The sequence below is a fragment of the Variovorax sp. 10N412 genome, from assembly GCF_056394985.1.
In genome coordinates this window covers 85,168-103,727 of the sequence record NZ_JBFTIO010000011.1, presented here as the reverse complement: position 1 = coordinate 103,727, position 18,560 = coordinate 85,168, and the positions used below count along the sequence as shown (strand labels likewise).

Genomic DNA, 18,560 nt, shown 5'->3' with positions numbered 1-18,560 from the left:
CGTCAGACCTGCCCGCGCGCCTTGAGCAGGGCCCAGCGCTCGGGCGCGATGGCGGCCTTCATGGCTTTGAGCGGATCGATCTCGCCGGTGTTGTCCGCGTGGGCGACGACGAAATCGTCGGTCGTGTTCAGCATGGCGTGCGCGGCGGGCGCATTGAAATGCGCCGCGAGGTTTTTCAGCACGCGCATTGCCGAGGCCGTGCTTTGCCGCAGCGCCATGAACTGGCCGTGCAGCAGGCAGGCTTCCTTCAGCGCCGCGTCGTCGAGCCAGCGCTCGTGCGCGTCGCCTTGCACCGCGCGAATTTCGTCGGGCGCCCAGAGGTGGTAGCTGACCTCTTCGCCGGTCTCCAGCACGCGGCGCCGGGTCGACTCTAGGCCCCACACCAGGAACGGAGGCCACGCGGCCTCGAAGTCTTCCTGCGTGTAGCAGATGAGCAGGCAGTAGATCTTTTCGTCCGAGGGGATCTGCGCGAGCGCGCGCGCAATCTCGTCCCGCAGCAAGGCCTCGACCTTGGCGGCCACGCTCGCGAGCGTCTCGCCCTTGCGCGGGCGGCGGTAGCTCAGGCGGCTTTCGCCGCTGGGGGTGCCGTCGTCGCCGAGGTACTCGAGCGTGATGGTGTCGAGTTGCGCGGCCTCGGTGTAGCGGTAGACGTCCTGGCAGAGCCAGGCCTTGCGGGTCTCGGCCCAGTTGGAGGTGACGGCGCGTTCGAGCCGGCCGTTCTTCCACACGTAGCGCGTGTCGAAGCCCTCGTGGCCGCGGCTGATGTGCTGCGAGTCCAGCAGGCCGTCGGCGGGGCGGTAGCGGTACTGGGTGACCGTGGCGAGCCGGGGCGCGCCTTCTTCGTACACGTCCAGGTCCAGGGCGGTGCGCCGGTCGGCTTCGTGCAGCCATGCGGTGACGCGGCCACGGCTTTGGCGCTGCAGCACCAGGCGGCCCTCGGCGTCGAAGCCGTAGTGCATGTGGCGCTCGGGGTCGGCCTGGTCGTCGGCCAGCCATCGGGGCGCGGGGCCGCCATATTTCTCGCGCATGAACGGGGTGGCCTCGCCCATCGACTCGGTGGCCCAGCGCCACGACACGGCCTGCGCCGCGCAATCCGCCAGCAGCCGGCTGGCGTTGGCAATGTCCGAATAGGTGCGGTAGACCCCCGCCAGCATCGTTCGATGCGCTTTCAGCGGTTTTGGCGGATGGCCGATTTGGGCCGGAAGGCCTTGCAGACCGTGTCGTCCGTCTCGAGGTATGGCCCGCCGATCAGGTCGATGCAGTAGGGCACCGCCGCGAAGATGCCGGGCACGAGCTGGGTGCCGTCGGCATCCTTCAGCCCCTCGAGCGTTTCCGCGATCGCCTTGGGCTGGCCGGGGAGGTTGAGGATCAGGCTCTGGCCGCGGATCACCGCCACCTGGCGCGAGAGGATCGCGGTCGGCACGAAGCGCAGGCTGATCTGGCGCATCTGCTCGCCGAAGCCGGGCATTTCCTTGTCGCCCACGGCCAGCGTGGCCTCGGGCGTCACGTCGCGCAGGGCCGGGCCGGTGCCGCCGGTGGTGAGCACCAGCGAGCAGCCGGCGTCGACCAGCTCGACCAGCGTGGCGCTGATGCGCGCGGCCTCGTCGGGAATCAGCCGGGGCTCGAATTCGATCGGGTTCTTCAGTGCGCGGCCTAGCCATTCCTTCAGCGCAGGCAGGCCCTTGTCCTCGTAGGTGCCGCTCGATGCGCGGTCGCTGACCGAGACGATGCCGATGCGGACGGCGTCGGGTGCGCTCATGGTGTTGCTCCTTCCGCCTCTGGGGGAAGGTGGGGATGGGGGCGGGCAGAGCGCCCGATGGTGGCGCCGCGTGCCCCCACTCCAACCCTCCCGCGGGAGGGGAGGGAGAAAGACAGCGAATTCATGCGTCCTCTTCCCGGTCCTGCGCGGCCGCCGCGGCGGCGTGATCGTCGCCGCCGTGCACGGCCAGTTGCTGGCGGACCAGCTGGAAGATCTCGCGGTAGGCCTTGCCCTGCCGGGGCGCTTCTCCGGCCGGGCCGGTCTTCATGTCCTTGCGGGCCTGGCGCACCAGGGCGCGCAGTTGCTGGGAGTCAGTGGCGGGATGGGTTTCGATCCAGCCGCCGAGGGCGTCGTCGTCGCCGATCAGGCGGTCGCGCCAGCGTTCGGCCTCGTGCAGCGCGGCGGCCTCGGCGGCCGGCACGGTGTTCTGCTCGGTCAGGGCGAGCTTGACGGCCTCCAGCGTGGGCTCGTCGAGCTTGCGCATGAGCTTGCCGATGAACTGCATCTGCCGGCGCTTGCCCTCGAAATTGGTGATGCGCTTGGCTTCGATGACGGCATCGACGAGCTTCTCGCCGAGCGGCAGCGCATCGAACAGGGCCGCGCGCAGGCCGAGCAGTTCCTCGCCGAGCTTTTGCAGTTCGTCGCTTTCGCGCTTGAGATCGGTGCGGCTGGATTCGTCGGTGCCCTTGAGCTCGCGCTTGAGCTCCAGGTCGAGTTCGCTGCCTTCGGCGACGAACTGGCCACGGACGAAATAGCCTTTTTTGGGTTTGCGGGACATGGGATGGATTCTGGGCCGCACCGTGCGGCGTTGCAACGCATGCAATGCGTGCAATGGGCAGTGGGAAGCTGGGGGGTAAACGTGAAACAGGGGGCGCAAGTATCATAGCCACCACATGACGACACCATCTTCGCGCGCCGATTCCGGCTTCGCCTACAGCCGCTCCTTCTTCGAAAACCTGGTCGACACAGCCTTGGCGCATGCCAAGAAGCTCGGTGCCACCGACGCCGGGGCCGAGGCCTCCGAGGGCTGCGGCCTGAGCGTGTCGGTTCGCAAGGGCGAGCTGGAAAACGTCGAGCGCAACCGCGACAAGTCGCTGGGCGTCACGGTCTATGTGGGTCACCGACGCGGCAACGCCAGCACCTCCGACTTCTCCGAAGCCGCCATCCAGCAGACCGTGCAGGCGGCCTACGACATTGCCCGGTTCACCGCCGAAGACCCGGTGAGCGGCCTGCCCGACGAGGCCGACATCGCCAAGGAACACCCCGAGCTCGACCTGTTCCACCCCTGGGACGTGACCAGCGAGCAGGCCGCCAAGCTGGCGCTGGAGTGCGAAGAAGCGGCGCTGTCGACCGACAAGCGCATCACCAACAGCGAAGGCGCGGGTGTGTCGGCCCAGCAGAGCCATTTCTTCAGCGCCCACACGCACGGCTTTCGTGGCGGCTATGCCAGCTCGCGGCACTCCATCTCGGTGGCGCCCATCGCCGGCAAGGGCGACGGCATGCAGCGCGACGCCTGGTACAGCTCCATGCGCGCGGCCGACGAGCTTGCCAGCCCGCAGGCGGTGGGCCGCTACGCCGCCGAGCGGGCGCTCAGCCGCCTGAAGTCGCGCAAGATCAAGACCACCGAATGCCCGGTGCTGTTCGAGTCGCCGCTGGCTGTGGGCCTTTTGGGCGGGCTGGTGCAGGCCGTGAGCGGCGGGGCGCTGTACCGCAAGAGCACCTTCCTGCTCGACTCGCTGGGCAAGCCGGTGCTGCCCAAGCACATCGACATCGCAGAAGACCCGCATGTGATGCGCGGCAAGGGCAGCTCGCCCTTCGACGACGAAGGCGTGATCACCCGGGCGCGCAAGGTGGTCGATGCAGGCCGCCTCGAAGGCTACTTTCTCTCGACCTATTCGGCCCGCAAGCTGGGCATGAAGACCACCGGCAACGCCGGCGGCTCGCACAACCTGACGCTGAGCTCGCGCCTGACGAAGCACGGCGACGACCTCGACGCCATGCTTGCCAAGCTGGGCACCGGCCTGTTCGTGATCGAGCTGATGGGCCAGGGCGTGAACTACGTGACCGGCGACTACTCGCGCGGCGCGAGCGGTTTCTGGGTCGAGAAGGGCCGCATCGCCTTCCCGGTGGAAGAAATCACCATCGCCGGCAACCTGAAGGACATGCTCATGGGCATCGAAGCCATCGGGGCGGACGCCTACACCTTCGGCGCCAAGACCACGGGCTCGATCCTGGTCAACCGGATGAAGATCGCCGGCAGCTGAGCCGGCCGATCTGACAAGGTTGCCGGGCTCGCGCTAAGGGGCTTCCGGCGCGCCCAGCAAGTGCTGCAGCATGCGCTGCGCATTGAGCGGCAGCTCTTGCGACGTGCGCACGCACGCCAGCAAGGTGCGCTCTGCCCAGGCGTCGGCCAGCGAGGCGCGTGCGATCTTCATCGTGCGGGCGCAACGCGCGGCCGCGGTTTGCGGCACGATGCCCACGCCGATGCCTTGCTCGACCATGCGGCACACCGCTTCGAAGTTGCGCACGCGCACGCGGTAGGACAGGTGCCGCCCCAGCGAGCGCGCATGCGTGGTGACCAGCTGCTGCAGCGCGCTGTCGGCGGGCAGACCGATGAATTCGCTGTCGACCACGTCGGCCAGCTTCACGCGCCGTCGCCCGGCCAGCGCATGGCCGCGCGGCATCACGAGCACGAGGTCGTCGCGCCGGAACGCATGGCATTCGAGGCCCTGCGTGTCGATGGCGTCCGAGACGATGCCGATGTCGCACAGCCCCGCGCGCAGGGCCTCGACGGTGTCGGGGCTGGGGCGTTCCTCGAGGTCGATCGACACGCGCGGATGCTGCGCCAGGAAGCGCGCGAGCACCTCGGGCAGGTGCTCGGTCAGCGCCGAGGTGCCGCACATGAAGCGCACATGGCCCTTGAGGCCCTGGCCGTACTCGCCGAGCTCGCCGCGCAGGCGCTCCATCTGCTGCAGCACGACGCGCGCGTGGTGCAGCAGCGTGCGGCCGGCCTCGGTGGGGCGCACGCCTTGTGCGTGGCGGGTGAGCAGCGGGGTGCCCAGCGCGTCTTCCATGCCGCGCACGCGCTGGCTGGCGGAGGCCAGCGTCATGTGCGAACGCCCGGCGCCGCCGGTGAGGCTGCCGGCGTCGGCGACGTTCAGGAAGAGCCGCAGGTCGGTGAGGTCGAATCGCATGGTTCGCCGCAGTGTGCACCAGCAGCCTCAGCCGCAGCCTGAGGCCGGCTCTGCGAACCCCGCATTTCCAGGCACGCCATTGCCCGGCAGACTCCACCGCGATGACGCATTCGAACGACCTGACGAGTTTCTGGGCCGCCGCCACGGCGGTGTTCCTGCTGGCGGGGGTGATCAAGGGCGTGATCGGACTGGGTCTGCCCACGGTGTCGATGGCGGTACTGGCGCTGTGGATGCCGCCGGTGCAGGCCGCGGCGCTGCTGATCGTGCCTTCGCTGGTCACCAACATCTGGCAGACCGGGCCGCGCGCCACCTTCATGCCGGTGCTGCGGCGCATCGGTGGCATGCAGGTGGGCGTCGTCATCGGCACGCTGGGCGGGGCGCTGTGGCTGGGGGCGCCGGCGGGCGCGTGGGCTTCGGTGGCGCTCGGCGTGGCGCTGGTCGTCTATGCGGGGTGGAGCCTGACCGGGCGCCAGCTCCACGTGAGCGACGCACAGGCGCGCTGGCTCGGGCCGCTGGTGGGCATGGCCACGGGTTTGGTGACGGCAGTGACCGGGGTGTTCGCGGTGCCGGCGGTGCCGTACCTGCAGGCGCTGGGGTTCCAGCGCGATGCGCTGATCCAGGCGATGGGCATCTCGTTCACCACCTCGACGGTGGTGCTGGCCATCGGGCTGGCGGGGAACGGCGGTTATCCGATGTCGGCGCTGGGTGCGTCGTTCGCGATGCTGGTGCCGGCCGTCGGCGGCATGGTGCTCGGAACGTGGCTGCGCAAACGGCTGCCGGTGGCCGTGTTCCGGCGCTGCTTCTTGATCGGGCTGGCGCTGCTGGGGCTGTACATGGCCGCGCGCGCCCTGGCGTGAGGGCGAAGCCTGCTCAGGCGCCGAGCAGCAGGGCGGCGCGCACGCGCTCGATGGTCTGGCGGTAGGGCAGGGCGAAGTCGCCGATGGCGTCGCCGGCTTCGAGCCAGCTGAACGTGAACACCAGGCCTTCTTCTTCGGGGCTGCCCGTGGCCGTGTGCACGAAGGTTTCGGGCACGTCGGCAAGATGGCCCTCGGTGCGCATCAGGAACAGGTGCCACAGCTGGGGGTGGCGGTGGGTGTTGCCCTCGACGCCGGCCTCGCATTCGCGCTCGAGCGTGCCCAGCGCTTGCAGCGGGCCGGCGTAGTCGAGGCCCGACTCCTCGAGCAGCTCGCGCCGCACGGCCACCTCGGGCGATTCGCCGGGCTCGATGGTGCCCTTGGGGAGCTGCATGTTGCCGTCCTCCGGATGGCGGAACACCAGCAGCCGGCCCCGCGCGTCGACCAGGCAGGCGCAGGCCTTGAGGATCGGGGCGGTGGGGCTGGCGGCAGTCATCAGGCGCCCGACAAGGCGGCCTTGACCGCTGCGCTGACCTGGCCCATGTCGGCCTTGCCGGCCAGGCGGGTCTTGACGACGCCCATCACCTTGCCCATGTCGCCGGGGCCGCTGGCGCCCAGCTCGGCCACGATGGCCTTCACCGCGGCCACCGTCTCATCGGCGCTCATGCGCTGGGGCAGGTAGACCTCGAGCACCTTGATCTCGGAGGCTTCCTTGTCTGCCAGGTCGGCGCGGCCGCCGGTGGTGAAGGCGGCGATCGAGTCCTTGCGCTGCTTGACCATCTTGTCGACGATGGCCACGACCATGGCGTCGTCGAGCTCCACGCGCTCGTCGACTTCCTTCTGCTTCAGGGCGGCCAGCAGCAGGCGGATGGTGCCCAGGCGCTCGGCGTCCTTGGCGCGCATGGCCGTCTTCATGTCTTCGGTGATCTGTTCTTTGAGTGTCATTCGCAACCTTTCGGAAAAAACAAAAGCCGCGGCAGGTTTCCCTGGCGCGGCTTGGGCAACGGGGCGCTGGCGGTGACTTTCGTCGGCGGCCAGCTGCCCTGGGCGTTGCTTAGTACAGCTTCTTGGGGAGCTGCATGCTGCGCACGCGCTTGTAGTGGCGCTTGACTGCAGCGGCCTTCTTGCGCTTGCGCTCGGCGGTCGGCTTTTCGTAGAACTCGCGGGCGCGCAGGTCGGTCAGCAGGCCGAGCTTTTCGATGGTGCGCTTGAAACGGCGAAGTGCGACGTCGAAGGGCTCGTTTTCTTTAACGCGGATGGTGGTCATTGATGAATCGTTGAACTGAAGTTGGCTCGGGGAGATCGAGGCCCAAAGCCGGGGTTCCTCAACTGAAAAATTTTGTGGCCGTTGAGGGAAGGCCAAAAGTTAGCCCGCGATTATAGCGCGGTTGCGCACGCATGGGCGCTCGCCCAGGCCCATTGAAAGTTGTATCCGCCCAACCAACCCGTGACATCCACTACTTCGCCGATGAAATACAGGCCCGGCTGCTTCGATTCCATCGTCTGGGACGACAAATCGCGGGTATCAACGCCGCCGGCCGTGACTTCGGCCTTTTTGTAGCCCTCGGTGCCGCTGGGCGTGATCTGCCAGCGGGCGATGCGCTCCGACAGCGCCGCCAGCGCCTTGTCGGCCGCTTCGTTGACGGGACGCTGCAGGGCCGGGTCCTGCCCGACCCAGGCGTCCGCCAGCCGGGAGGGCACCAGCGCTGCCAGTTCATTGGCAATGCGTTTCTTCGAGCGGAGCTTGGCCTCGCCCAGCGAAGCGGCCACGTCCACGCCCGGCGCAAAGTCCAGCGTCAGCGGCGTGCCGGGCTTCCAGTAGCTTGAAATCTGCAGCACCGCCGGACCCGACAGGCCGCGGTGGGTGAACAGCAGGTCTTCGAGGAAACCCATCTTCTCTTTCTTGGCGCCCGTCTCGATGCGCACCGGCAGCGCCAGTCCGGCCAGCTCTGCATACGGCGCCCAGGCGTCGCCGCCGAAGGTCAGCGGCACCAGCGCCGGCCGCGGCGTGACCAGCCGCAGGCCGAACTGCTCGGCGATGCGGTAGCCGAAGTCGCTCGCGCCGATCTGCGGGATCGACAGCCCGCCGGTGGCGACCACGATCTTCGATGCCTCGATGACCCCGCGATCGCTCTCGATCTGATAGCGCCCTGCGCCCGCTGAATCAGCGTGAGCGGCAGAAAACGTGATCTTCCCGACCTTGCACGGCTGCCAGCGCTCGACCCCGCCCGCCGCGCATTCGGCCAGCAGCATGTCGACGATCTGCTGCGAGGAGCCGTCGCAGAACAGCTGCCCCTTGTGCTTCTCGTGGAAGGCGATGCCGTGCTTTTGCACCAGTTCGATGAACTGCGCCGGCGCATAGCGCGACAGCGCCGAGCGGCAGAAATTCGGGTTGTCGCCGATGAAGTGGCGCTGCGGCGCGCGCACGTCGAGGTCGCGGTTGGTGAAGTTGGCCCGTCCGCCGCCGGAGATGCGGATCTTCTCGCCCACCTTCTCGCTGTGGTCCACCACCAGCACCTTCAGCCCGCGCTGGCCCGCCACGCCGGCGCAGAACAGCCCGGCGGCGCCGGCGCCGATCACGACGACGTCGAAGCGCGCGGCTGGAGAAGGCGCGGCGCTCAAGGCCCGTCGGCCGCCAGCAGCGGCGGCGGGTTGTATTTCAGGTGGCCCACGTAGCGCAGCGGCTGCGTGGCGGCAATCGAGGGCACGTCGCCCTCGCGCATGTGCAGCAGGTCGGCCGGGCTCACCCAGCGCGGGTCGGCGCTGGTGATCGGCAGGCCGGCCTGCTTGTAGGCTTCGAGCACGAACTGCGAGCAGAAGAACTGGTCGTTGCGGCTCGCGCCCAGTTGCACCATGGCCATGCCGCTCATGCAGTAGTTGCTGATTGCGCTCGGCACCAGCGGCAGCTCGCACAGGCGGCGGTTCAGCACGAAGGGGGCGTTCAGCAGCACGCCCACGGTGTTGTAGCGCACGCCCACCTTCGACATCGCCCAGGCACGCATGCGCGCGGCACCGGCTTCGTCGACGCCGGGTACGCGAAACGCCACCACCATCTGTTCTTCATCGACCACCTCGGCCAGCGACCGCGAACGCACGCCCGTGCCCACGGCTTCGACGATCTGGCCGTCGCCGAGGTACAGCACGGCGTGGCTCACCGGCGAGAAGGTGCCCAGGCGGATGCCGAAGGAGTTCACCGTGGCGATCGAGGTCAGCAGGATGTCGCCGGGCTCCAGCACGTCGGCGGCAATGAGTTCGCCGCCGTTGCCCGGCGCGATGACCGAGCTCTGCACCCGCAGGCGCAGGCCGTTGTCCTTGCCCGGCAGGTCGAGCCGGGTGGCGCAGGCCGAGAGCAGCAGGGCGGCGCCCGCCGCGGCGATGACCGCGGCGGTCTTGAGAACGGCGCGCATCAGCCCTTCCAGACGAACGGAAACTTCAGCTGCTTGAAGAAGCCGTTGGGCACGTAGTCGCCCAGCACGCCGTACTTCTCGGGCCAGAGCTTGGTGGTCTTCACGGCCGTGCCGAAGAGGTAGTCGAGGAAGGCGTAGTGCGCCGCATAGTTCTTGTCGAGCGCCTCGATGTCCTGGCTGTGGTGCCAGTGGTGGAAGTTGGGCGTCACGATCAGGTAGCGCAGCGGGCCCAGCCGCACGCTCACGTTGCAGTGGTTGAACACCGCCTGGAAGCCGACCACCACGATGTACGCGTCGATCACTTCCTTGCTGAAGCCCAGCACGTAGATGGGTGCCAGCACCAGCGTGCGCGTGATCAGTAGCTCCAGGATGTGCTGGCGCGAGCCGGCCATCCAGTCCATGCTCTTCACGCTGTGGTGCACCGCGTGCAGGCGCCACAGCACGGGCACCTCGTGGTACGCGCGGTGGGTCCAGTACTGCACCAGGTCGGCCACCAGGATGATCAGCAGAATGCCGGCCCAGAAAGGCAGGTTGCCCACCCAGCCGCGGATGCCGTCGTTGGCGGCCCAGCCGAAGAGCTTGTGCACCATCAGGTTGGTGGCCAGCAGCACGAAGCCCACGATCATGTGGTTCACCACGAAGTGGTGGAAGTCGGTTTGCCACTCCTCGCGGAACACCGGCTGGTCCTTGCGCAGGGCAAAGAGCTTCTCGATGAAGATGAAGATCAGCGACGAGCCCAGCAGGTCGAGGATGAACCAGTCCAGCCCGATGTACGGCGTGTTGTCCGCGAAGTCGTGCACCGGCACCTTGTGGCCGCCCAGCAGCGCCGAGGCCGCCACCAGCAGGAACGCGGCCGAAGACAGCCAGCGCGAGCGGTTGAAGATGATGTTCACCAGCGACAGTCCGCCGGAGATGACCAGCGCCGCCAGCAGGATGTAGCGCATCAGGTCGACGTTGTAGCTCTTGCGCAGCTCGGGCGTGGTGAGGTACTGAGGAAAGTGGAAGGCCAGCACGCCGAGGAAGCACAGGATGGCCAGGCTCAGCGCAATGGTGCCGGTGACCAGGCCCTGGCCGCGGCGCAGTTCGCCGTGGTTCTGGGTGAAATCGTTGAGTTTGTCGATGTCGAGCATGGAGCCCCCTCGGGGTTGCGTTGTGTTTGTTGTGCGGCGGATTTTAGGTCGCGCAGGTCCTTCCCGGGTGCTCCCGGACGCTTCCCCGGCGCAACGGACGCCGTGCGCACCTTGGGACACAATCGTCGAGCTTTGTATATTGGCAAACTAATTGCTTGGAGTGGTCGTGACCATCAAACGAAATTTCATTCGCGCCCTCGTGGCTGCCGTTGCCGCCTGCACCCTCGGGTCGGCCTTTGCCCAAACCCAGGAAAGCTCGCTCGCGCGGGTTCAGCGCACGCATGTGCTGCGCGTTGGCGCCATTGCCGGCGCCATTCCGTATTTCGCCAAGGACCCCGGCACCGGCAAGTGGGAAGGCTTCGGCCCCGACTTCAGCGAGAGCCTGGCCAAGAACCTGGGCGCCAAGGTCGAATACGTCGAGACCACCTGGGGCAATGCGGTGCTCGACCTCCAGTCCAACAAGATCGACGCCATGTTCGGCCTGGCCCCGTCGCCGCAGCGCGCCGCCATGGTCAACTTTGCCGACACGCTGTTCGAGAATACCTACACGGTGGTCTGCAAGAAGGGCGTGCCGCAAAAGAGCTGGGAGCAGCTGAACACGCCCGACACCAAGATCGTGGTGGACATCGGCTCCAGCCACGACCAGCTGGCCCAGCGCGTGCTGCCGAAGGCCGAGGTCACCCGCCTGGAGAACTCCGGCGCCGCCACCATGTCCCTGCAGGCCGGCCGCGCCGACTGCCAGGTGCTCGTGATCCTGCTGGCCGAGCCGCTGCTGGCCAAGCGTCCGGGCCTGGGCACGATGTACGTCCCGCAGCCGGTCTACACCGCGCCCGTGAGCATCGGCCTGCGCAAGGACACCGACCCCGGCCTGCAGAAGGCAGTGAACGCCTGGCTGGCCGAAGAGCGCACCAAGGGCGAAGTCCGCAGCGTCATCCTGAAGAACATGGAAAAGCTCGCGGGCGTGCCGGCCAGCGCCTTCCCGCCCGAAATCAAGTTCTGAAGGGGGCGTCATGGACCTCCAGGATCCCGCGAGCGAGCCCAGGGGCCGCTCCCGGCTCGGCACGGCCGTGCTGCTGGCGTGCGTGCTGGCCGGCATCTGGGCCGCGGTGCGCCATTTTTCCGGCGGCGCGTCGGGCACGGCCTACGACTGGGATTTCGGCGTGCTCTGGACCTACCGCAGGCTGTTGCTCATCGGCCTGGCCTACACGCTGGTCTTCACCGTCGTGTGCATCGTGCTGGGGCTCATCGTCGGCCTGGCGACGGGGCTCGGGCGCCTGTCGCGCAACCCCTGGGTGTCGGCGCCGATCCGCGCCTACATCGAGGTGTTCCGCTGCACGCCGGTGCTGGTGCAGCTCGTGTGGTTCTACTACGCGCTGCCGGTGCTCACCGGGCTGGAGATATCTGCGGTGGTCGCCGCCACGCTGTGCCTGTCGCTGTACGGCGGCGCCTTCTACTCCGAGATCGTGCGCGGCGGCATCATTTCCATCGACAGCGGCCAGGTCGAGGCGGCCCGCGCGCTCGGCATGACGCGCATGCAGCTCATGCGCCGCGTGGTGCTGCCGCAGGCGTTCAAGCGCATGGTGCCGCCGCTCATGAGCCAGTCGATCATGCAGCTGAAGAACACCTCGCTGCTGTCGGTGCTGGCCGTGCCCGACCTGCTCTATCAGGGCCAGGTGATCGCGCACGAAACCTACCGCCCGCTGGAGCTCTACACCTTCATCGCGGTCGCCTACTTTGCGGTGCTGCTGCCCGTCACCATCTGGGCCAAGCGCATGGAATTCGGCGCCGGGCCGAAGGAAGAAGTCTGAGATGCCCCAGCCCCTGATCGAGATCAGCAAGCTCAGGAAGGCGTTCGGGCAGAACGTCGTCCTGAAGGACATTTCGCTGCAGGTCGAGCGCGGCCAGGTGGTCGCGATCATCGGGCCCTCGGGCTCGGGCAAGTCGACGCTGCTGCGCTGCATCAACCTGCTGTCGGTGCCCCAGGGCGGGCGCATCACCGTGGGCGAGCAGACCATCGAGTTCAACGGCGTGCACACCACGCTGCCCAACGAGCGCGCGCTCGCACGCTTCCGGGCGTCGACGGGCATGGTGTTCCAGCATTTCAATCTCTTCCCGCACATGACGGTGCTGCGCAACGTGATGGAAGGTCCCGTCACCGTGCTGAAGACGCCCAAGGCGCAGGCCGAGGCCGAGGCGCGCGCGCTGCTCGCCAAGGTGGGCCTGCTCGATCGCGCGGACTACTTTCCCGACAAGCTCTCGGGCGGCCAGAAGCAGCGCGTGGCCATTGCGCGCGCGCTGGCCATGAAGCCCGCCGTGATGTTGTTCGACGAGGCGACGTCCGCCCTCGACCCGGAGCTGGTCGGCGAGGTGCTCGGCGTCATCAAGGGCCTGGCGAAGGACGGCATGACCATGATCCTGGTGACGCACGAGATCGGCTTCGCGCGCGAGGTGGCCGACCAGGTCGTCTTCATGCGCGACGGTGTGGTCGCGGAAAGCGGGCCTCCGGATGTGGTGATCGACAACCCGCGGCAAGCGGCCACGCAGGCTTTCCTGGGCCGCTTCAAGGGCGCGGCGGCATAGTGGCGCGTGTTGTGCGCGACGCAGCGCCCTTCCTCGGCGTGCTGATGCTCGACACGCGGTTCCCGCGGCCGCCGGCGACGTGGGCAACCCGGCGACTTTCGAGCGGCACGGCATGGCCGTGCGCTTGCTCACGATCGAGGGCGCGTCGCCCGAGCGCATCGTGAAAGAGGCAGACCCTTCACTGCTGCAACCCTTCATCGACGGCGCGCTGCGGCTGGCCGGGGAGGGCGCGGCGATGCTCACGACCAGCTGCGGTTTTCTCGCGGCGTACCAGCAGGCGCTGGCCCGTGCGGTGCACGTGCCTGTGGTCACGTCGAGCCTGCTGCAATGCCGGGAGTTCGCGCGGCCGGGCATCCTGACCTTCGACGCGGCGTCGATGAGCCGGGCCATCCTCGATGCGGCCGACGTGCCGCGGCACACGCCGGTGCAAGGCGTGCAGCCGGGCTGCGAGTTCCATCGGCGCATCCTGAACAACGAGACGCGGCTCGACCTCGCGCAAGCCGAACGCGACGTGGTCGATGCCGCGCGCCGTCTGGTGGCGCTTCATCCGACGGTCGAAGACATCGTGCTGGAGTGCACCAACATGCCGCCTTACCGCGACGCCATCGTGCGCGCCACGGGCCGCTGTGTGCACGACATCGAGACGCTGCTGGTGGCCCGGTGGGCTGGCAGCGTCGCCCGCCCTTGACCCCGGGCCCCTTGGCCCCCTGGGACGGATGTGCCGCTGCGTCAGTTCATCAGCTTGTCCAACGTGATGGGCAGCGTTCGAACCCGCTTTCCGCACGCGTTGAAAACAGCATTGGCGACCGCCGCCCCCACGCCGGTGATGCCGATCTCGCCTACGCCGTGGGCGCCCATGGGCGAGTGCGGGTCGGGTATGTCGGTCCACATCACGTCGATCTCGGGCACGTCCATATGCACTGGCACGTGGTAATCGGAAAGGCTGGCATTCATGATGCGGCCGTTGCGCTCGTCGAATTGCGTTTCCTCCATCAACGCCAGGCCCAGTCCCATGACGATGCCGCCACGGAACTGGCTGGCGGCCGTCTTGGCGTTGAGGATGCGTCCGCAGTCGAACGACCCTAGAAAGCGGCTGACCCGCGTCTCGCCGGTCACCTCGTTCACCCGCACCTCGCAGAACATGGCGCCGTGCGAGTGCATCGACCAATGCATGGTCTCGAGCGGCGGCGGGGCGGTGGCCTCCACGACCAGCTCGTCGCGCCCGGCGCGCGCCAGGATGGCCGCATAGCTTTCGAAACGAGCGGGATCGTCGACGTTGCAGATGCCGCCGTCGCGGCCGACCACGTCGTCGGGCTTCAGGCCGTGCAAGGGCGAGTCCTTGTCACAAAGCTTCAACAGCGCTGCGAAGAGTTCATGCTGCGCCGCCATGACCGCGCTGCCGATCGAGGCAGTCTGCTGCGAACCCCCTGCAAGCACGACCCCGGGAAAGCGCGAATCGCCGTGGCAGAACTTCACCTGGTCCATCGTCAGGCCGAGCCGCTCGGCGGTGACCTGCGTTTGCGCGGTGGCGGTGCCCATGCCCATTTCATGCGCCGCAACCTCGACCGACACCCGGCCGTCTTTCGCAAGCGTGATGCGCGCCGCGCCGCCCGGCATGCGGTAGTAAGGGTAGGTGGCGGTGGCGCAACCCATGCCGATCAGCCATTCCCCTTCGCGGCGTGTGCCCGGCGTCGCGTTTCGACGGGTCCAGCCGAAGCGCTCGGCGCCGGAGCGGTAGGCCTCGACGATGTGGCGCGACGAGAAGGGGGCGCCCGTGGTCGGGTCCTTCTGCGGCTCGTTGCGGATGCGAAGCTCGATCGGGTCCATCTGCATGGCATCGGCCAGTTCGTCGATGGCACTCTCCAGCGCGAAGGTGCCGACCGCTTCTCCGGGCGCGCGCATGAACGTGTTGGCCAGCATGTCGAGGGTCGCCACCTCGACGTCGAGCTTGAAGCTGCCGGCCGCGTAGGCGGAGCGCGCCGGCAGGATGAACGGCTCGGGCATGTTGTTGTGCTCGGTCATGGTCACCACGCCGGTGTGGATCAGCGCGTCGAAGCGCCCGTCCGCCTGCGCACCGATCGCGACACGCTGTTCGGTGTTCGTTCGCCCGCCGACCACGCGGTAGACGCCTTCACGCGTGAGCATGATGCGCACCGGACGCCCGGCGAGCTTCGACGCCGCCGCTGCAAGAACCTGGTGGCGCCACAGTGTCTTGCCGCCGAAGCCGCCGCCCACAAAGGGCGAAGTCACGTGCACCTGTTTCGCGTCGATCCCGAAGATTTCCGCCATGGACCAGGCCATGTGCGTGACCGCTTGCGAGGCGTCGTGGATGATGAGTTCATCTCCCTTCCAGGCCACGGTCGCCGCATGCAGCTCGATCGCGTTGTGGTTGTGGCGCGGCGTGGCGTACCTGACGTCGACACGGTGCGGGGCGGCTGCCAGCGCTGCTTCGGCGTCGCCGATCTCCAGCTTGAGCGGCTCGCCCTGGAACGTGCCGGGCTTCGTTCCCTTGGCCTTGGCAGCCGCGAGCGAGGTCGTGGCCGGCGCGGTTTCGTAGACGACGCGAATCAGCGACTTCGCGTGGTCGGCCTGCTCCTGCGTCTGCGCCAGCACCACGGCGATCGGCTGGCCGTTCCAGTGAATCTGGTCGTCCTGCAGGACGGGCAGGTCGTCGCCCCCGGCCGCCTTGTCCTTGGACATGAAGAGCGGCATGGGTTTCATGCGCGGTGCATTCTCGTGGCTCATCACCAGCACCACGCCGGGCGCTGCTTGCGCTGCCCCCGTGTCCAGCGTCGCGATCCGGCCCCGTGGCACCGTGCTGTAGACGAGCGCGGCGTAGACCATTCCCTCCATCGGAAACTCGGCCGCGAACCTGGCCTGCCCCTGCACCTTGAGCGGCCCGTCGAGGCGTGAGACCGGCGCGCCGATCAGGCCCTCCTTGCGCGCGATCAGCGGATCGGGCTTGCCCCCGGGCACCCATGCGTCGGGCGCGAGGGCGATGGCCTTTTTCATGACCGCCTGAGCGGCCTCTTGAATGACGCTCATGCTTGCATCTCCTTCAGTTCGCCGAGCACCGCGGCGATTGTCCGCCTTGCCAGCTCGATCTTGAATCCGTTGTCGCGCAGCGGCTGCGCAGCCGCCAGTTCCGCCTCTGCGGCGGCACGGAAGGCTTGCGCGGTGGCTGGTTTCCCCCGCAGCGCGTCTTCCGCCTTCCAGGCGCGCCAAGGCTTGTGCGCGACGCCACCGAGTGCTATGCGCACGTCCTTGACGGTGTCGCCGTCGAGCTCCAGCGCTGCCGCCACGGAAATCAGCGCGAAGGCATAGCTCGAGCGGTCGCGCACCTTCCGGTAGGTCGATCGCGCCCCGAAAGGCAGCGCAGGCAACTCGACAGCAGTGATGAGTTCGCCCGGCTCGAGCAGCGTCTCGATGTCGGGGCGGTCTTCGGGCAGGCGGTGGAGGTCCGTGAACGGCAGCGTGCGCTCGCCACGCGAGTTCCGCAGATGCACCACCGCGCCCAGCGAGGCGAGCGCCACGCACATGTCGGACGGATGCGTGGCGACACAGCTGGGCGAAGCACCCAGGATGGCGTGGAAGCGGTTGATGCCTTCGGCTGCGTCGCACCCCTGGCCGGGGTTGCGTTTGTTGCAGCGCGACCCGTCGTCGTCGTAGAAATACGCGCAGCGGGTGCGCTGCAGCATGTTGCCGCCGACGGTCGCCATGTTGCGGATCTGCGCTGACGCGCCGGCGGTGACGGCCCGTGCGAGCACCGGGTAACGCGCTCGCACGGCGCGGTGCGAGGCGAGTGCCGTGTTGCGGGTCGCGGCGCCGATCAGCAGGCTTCCGTCGGGCCGTTCTTCGATGTCGCAGGACAGGTCCGTCACATCCACCAGGGCGATCGGACGCTCGATGGTTTCGCGCATCAGGTCGACCAGGTTCGTGCCGCCGCCGAGGTACTTGGCGCCGGGTTGGCTGCCGAGCCGGAGTGCGTCGCCTGCGTCTTGCGCGCGGGCGTAGGTGAAGGGGTTCATGAGGGCACCCCCTCGAATGTCTCGGCGATGGCCGCGACGATGCCGTTGTAGGCGCCGCAGCGGCACACATTGCCGCTCATGCGTTCACGCAGCTCGTCGTGGCTGAGTGCGATCGTCTGCGTACAGAGGTCGGCGGTGACGTGGCTGGGAACGCCCTGCCTGAGTTCCTGCGCCATTCCCACGGCGGAACAGACCTGGCCAGGCGTGCAGTAGCCGCACTGGAAGCCGTCGTGCGCGATGAAGGCCTTTTGCAACGGGTGCAGGTCGCCTTGCGGGGCAAGACCTTCGATGGTGGTGACCGAACGGCCCTGGTATTGCACAGCCAGCGCCAGGCACGAGAGCACGCGTTCGCCGTCGACGAGCACGGTGCACGCGCCGCATGCGCCCTGGTTGCAGCCTTTCTTGGCACCGAACAGCTGGCGATGCTCGCGCAGGAAATCGAGCAACGAAACCCTGGGGTCGTCGGGCAACTCGGCCGGCGACCCGTTGATGGTGATTGTCATGAGCGCTCTCGTGGGGTGGGTTGTGTAATCAGGTGTCACTGCGCTGCATGGCGGCGCTACGACTTTCCCGAACCCTTTTCTTAGCACGGTGAAGTGCCCCGCGGCGTCAGCTTTTTTCTTCAACGCGTCCGGCTCGGCGCTGGCAGGGCCGGGCCGTGCTGGCGCGCTCCAGGGGCACCGCCCGCAACCCGCAACCCGCGGCCTCAGGCCCTCGGTGGCTCAGCGCTTGGGGGTGGAGCGCCGGCCGAGCAGCGCGGCGGCGCCCAATGCCACGGCCATCACGAGCAGCGACACCACGGTGGTCACCGTGCCCAGCGCATAGATCGAAGGCGTGGTCACGGTCGAGGTCAGGCCCTGCAGCTCCAGCGGGAGCGTGTTGACGTCGCCGATGGCCTGCGAGGTGCGGGCAATCTCGTCCCACGACAGGGTGAAGCCGAACATGCCGATGCCCACGATCGAGGGGCCGATCAGCGGCAGCACCACGAAGCGGAAGGTTTGCCACGGCGTGGCACCCAGGTCGCGCGCGGCTTCTTCGTAGGCCGGGTTGAAGCGGTTGAACACCGCGAACATGATGAGCAGCCCGAAGGGCAGCGTCCACGTGAGGTGGGCCCCCAGCGCGGAGCTGAACAGGCCGAGCGCGGTGCCGTAGCCTTCGAGCAGCGTGGTGGCGTCCATGGCGCTCAGCAGGGCCTTCACGCCGGTGTCGAGCAGCCGGAACTGCAGGCCGATGCCCAGCGAAATGATGATCGACGGCATGATCAGGCTCGCCACCGTCACGAAGAAGAGGGCGTTGCTGCCCGCCATCTTCTTGCGGAACGCCAGCCCTGCAAGCACCGACAGTACCACGGTGAAGGCCATCACCACCGCGCCCAGCGCCAGCGAGCGCCGGAAGGCCGCGCCGATGTCGACGGTGCCCAGGCCTTCGGCCAGCTTGTAGAACCAGTGCAACGACACGCCCCGCAGCGGGAACGTCAGGCCGCCCTCGGGGCCCTGGAAGCTGAGCACGAAGATGGTGATCATCGGGCCGTAGAGAAACAGCACGAAGAGTGCGAAGACCGTCGCGAGGGGCCAGAAGCCGGGGCTGCGTTGTTCGCCGATTTTCACC

The 18,560-nt window shown here is 68.0% G+C and carries 20 protein-coding genes; 6 read left to right on the top strand and 14 right to left on the bottom strand.

Going from position 1 to position 18,560, the window contains the following annotated elements; all coding sequences use genetic code 11:
- Nucleotides 1-2: 2 nt before the first annotated feature.
- The 3 genes from AC1DJH_RS23145 to yjgA all read right to left on the bottom strand — a co-directional run bounded on the left by AC1DJH_RS23145 (nucleotide 3) and on the right by yjgA (nucleotide 2,537).
- Nucleotides 3-1,154 carry a hypothetical protein gene (locus AC1DJH_RS23145; protein ID WP_478187308.1) on the bottom strand — a complete coding sequence of 384 codons (1,152 nt, stop codon included), beginning with the start codon at nucleotides 1,152-1,154 and terminating at the stop codon, nucleotides 3-5.
- Nucleotides 1,155-1,168: 14 nt separating this feature from the next.
- The gene (gene mog, locus AC1DJH_RS23140) at nucleotides 1,169-1,759 is read right to left on the bottom strand and encodes a molybdopterin adenylyltransferase (RefSeq protein ID WP_435484286.1); all 591 of its coding nucleotides are present in this window, start codon (nucleotides 1,757-1,759) and stop codon (nucleotides 1,169-1,171) included.
- Nucleotides 1,760-1,880: 121 nt separating this feature from the next.
- On the bottom strand, nucleotides 1,881-2,537 hold the full coding sequence (yjgA, locus tag AC1DJH_RS23135; protein WP_472120863.1) for a ribosome biogenesis factor YjgA: 657 nt from the start codon (nucleotides 2,535-2,537) through the stop codon (nucleotides 1,881-1,883).
- A 115-nt stretch (nucleotides 2,538-2,652) separates the two neighbouring features.
- On the opposite strand from yjgA, the gene pmbA reads away from it, so the two are divergent.
- A complete protein-coding gene (gene pmbA, locus AC1DJH_RS23130; protein ID WP_435484285.1) occupies nucleotides 2,653-4,023 on the top strand; it encodes a metalloprotease PmbA in 1,371 nt (456 codons plus the stop codon).
- 33 nt (nucleotides 4,024-4,056) lie between these two features.
- Here pmbA and AC1DJH_RS23125 read toward each other — a convergent pair whose 3' ends face one another.
- Nucleotides 4,057-4,953 carry a LysR substrate-binding domain-containing protein gene (locus AC1DJH_RS23125; protein ID WP_478187307.1) on the bottom strand — a complete coding sequence of 299 codons (897 nt, stop codon included), beginning with the start codon at nucleotides 4,951-4,953 and terminating at the stop codon, nucleotides 4,057-4,059.
- A gap of 101 nt (nucleotides 4,954-5,054) precedes the next feature.
- Between AC1DJH_RS23125 and AC1DJH_RS23120 the strand changes: the two genes are divergently transcribed.
- Nucleotides 5,055-5,810, top strand: a complete 756-nt coding sequence (locus AC1DJH_RS23120; protein ID WP_478187306.1) for a sulfite exporter TauE/SafE family protein — start codon at nucleotides 5,055-5,057, stop codon at nucleotides 5,808-5,810.
- Between the two features lie 13 nt (nucleotides 5,811-5,823).
- On the opposite strand, the gene AC1DJH_RS23115 is transcribed toward AC1DJH_RS23120, so the two are convergent.
- From AC1DJH_RS23115 to AC1DJH_RS23090, 6 genes are all read right to left on the bottom strand, one after another.
- Nucleotides 5,824-6,303 (bottom strand): NUDIX domain-containing protein, encoded by a 480-nt coding sequence (locus AC1DJH_RS23115; protein WP_478187305.1) that lies wholly within the window; start codon nucleotides 6,301-6,303, stop codon nucleotides 5,824-5,826.
- Nucleotides 6,303-6,752 (bottom strand): GatB/YqeY domain-containing protein, encoded by a 450-nt coding sequence (locus AC1DJH_RS23110; protein WP_435436581.1) that lies wholly within the window; start codon nucleotides 6,750-6,752, stop codon nucleotides 6,303-6,305. Before AC1DJH_RS23110 ends, AC1DJH_RS23115 begins: the two co-directional genes overlap by 1 nt.
- Nucleotides 6,753-6,861: 109 nt before the next feature.
- Complete coding sequence (rpsU, locus tag AC1DJH_RS23105; protein ID WP_007833691.1) at nucleotides 6,862-7,074, bottom strand: 30S ribosomal protein S21; 213 nt, start codon at nucleotides 7,072-7,074, stop codon at nucleotides 6,862-6,864.
- 110 nt (nucleotides 7,075-7,184) lie between these two features.
- A complete protein-coding gene (locus tag AC1DJH_RS23100; RefSeq protein WP_478187304.1) occupies nucleotides 7,185-8,429 on the bottom strand; it encodes a BaiN/RdsA family NAD(P)/FAD-dependent oxidoreductase in 1,245 nt (414 codons plus the stop codon).
- A complete protein-coding gene (locus AC1DJH_RS23095) occupies nucleotides 8,426-9,214 on the bottom strand; it encodes a YaeF family permuted papain-like enzyme (RefSeq protein ID WP_478187303.1) in 789 nt (262 codons plus the stop codon). The genes AC1DJH_RS23100 and AC1DJH_RS23095 overlap by 4 nt, the downstream gene beginning before the upstream one ends.
- Nucleotides 9,214-10,344 carry a sterol desaturase family protein gene (locus AC1DJH_RS23090; RefSeq protein ID WP_472120842.1) on the bottom strand — a complete coding sequence of 377 codons (1,131 nt, stop codon included), beginning with the start codon at nucleotides 10,342-10,344 and terminating at the stop codon, nucleotides 9,214-9,216. Before AC1DJH_RS23090 ends, AC1DJH_RS23095 begins: the two co-directional genes overlap by 1 nt.
- Nucleotides 10,345-10,510: 166 nt before the next feature.
- Between AC1DJH_RS23090 and AC1DJH_RS23085 the strand changes: the two genes are divergently transcribed.
- The 4 genes from AC1DJH_RS23085 (at nucleotide 10,511) to AC1DJH_RS23070 (ending at nucleotide 13,612) form a co-directional block, all read left to right on the top strand.
- Nucleotides 10,511-11,344 carry a transporter substrate-binding domain-containing protein gene (locus AC1DJH_RS23085; RefSeq protein ID WP_472120839.1) on the top strand — a complete coding sequence of 278 codons (834 nt, stop codon included), beginning with the start codon at nucleotides 10,511-10,513 and terminating at the stop codon, nucleotides 11,342-11,344.
- Between the two features lie 10 nt (nucleotides 11,345-11,354).
- Nucleotides 11,355-12,152, top strand: a complete 798-nt coding sequence (locus AC1DJH_RS23080) for an amino acid ABC transporter permease (RefSeq protein ID WP_472120836.1) — start codon at nucleotides 11,355-11,357, stop codon at nucleotides 12,150-12,152.
- Nucleotide 12,153: 1 nt separating this feature from the next.
- Nucleotides 12,154-12,924 (top strand): amino acid ABC transporter ATP-binding protein, encoded by a 771-nt coding sequence (locus AC1DJH_RS23075; protein WP_478187302.1) that lies wholly within the window; start codon nucleotides 12,154-12,156, stop codon nucleotides 12,922-12,924.
- Between the two features lie 112 nt (nucleotides 12,925-13,036).
- Nucleotides 13,037-13,612: an aspartate/glutamate racemase family protein gene (locus AC1DJH_RS23070; RefSeq protein WP_478187301.1), complete on the top strand. Its 576-nt coding sequence runs from the start codon at nucleotides 13,037-13,039 to the stop codon at nucleotides 13,610-13,612.
- Between the two features lie 41 nt (nucleotides 13,613-13,653).
- Here AC1DJH_RS23070 and AC1DJH_RS23065 read toward each other — a convergent pair whose 3' ends face one another.
- From AC1DJH_RS23065 to AC1DJH_RS23050, 4 genes are all read right to left on the bottom strand, one after another.
- Nucleotides 13,654-15,969, bottom strand: coding sequence for a xanthine dehydrogenase family protein molybdopterin-binding subunit (locus tag AC1DJH_RS23065; protein WP_478187300.1), 2,316 nt, complete (start codon nucleotides 15,967-15,969; stop codon nucleotides 13,654-13,656).
- Entirely contained in the window at nucleotides 15,966-16,952 is a 987-nt protein-coding gene (locus tag AC1DJH_RS23060; protein ID WP_478187299.1) for an FAD binding domain-containing protein, read from the bottom strand. Before AC1DJH_RS23060 ends, AC1DJH_RS23065 begins: the two co-directional genes overlap by 4 nt.
- Nucleotides 16,949-17,455 (bottom strand): 2Fe-2S iron-sulfur cluster-binding protein, encoded by a 507-nt coding sequence (locus AC1DJH_RS23055; protein WP_478187298.1) that lies wholly within the window; start codon nucleotides 17,453-17,455, stop codon nucleotides 16,949-16,951. Before AC1DJH_RS23055 ends, AC1DJH_RS23060 begins: the two co-directional genes overlap by 4 nt.
- 219 nt (nucleotides 17,456-17,674) lie before the next feature.
- A complete protein-coding gene (locus AC1DJH_RS23050) occupies nucleotides 17,675-18,559 on the bottom strand; it encodes an ABC transporter permease (protein ID WP_478187297.1) in 885 nt (294 codons plus the stop codon).
- Nucleotide 18,560: the final 1 nt, after the last annotated feature.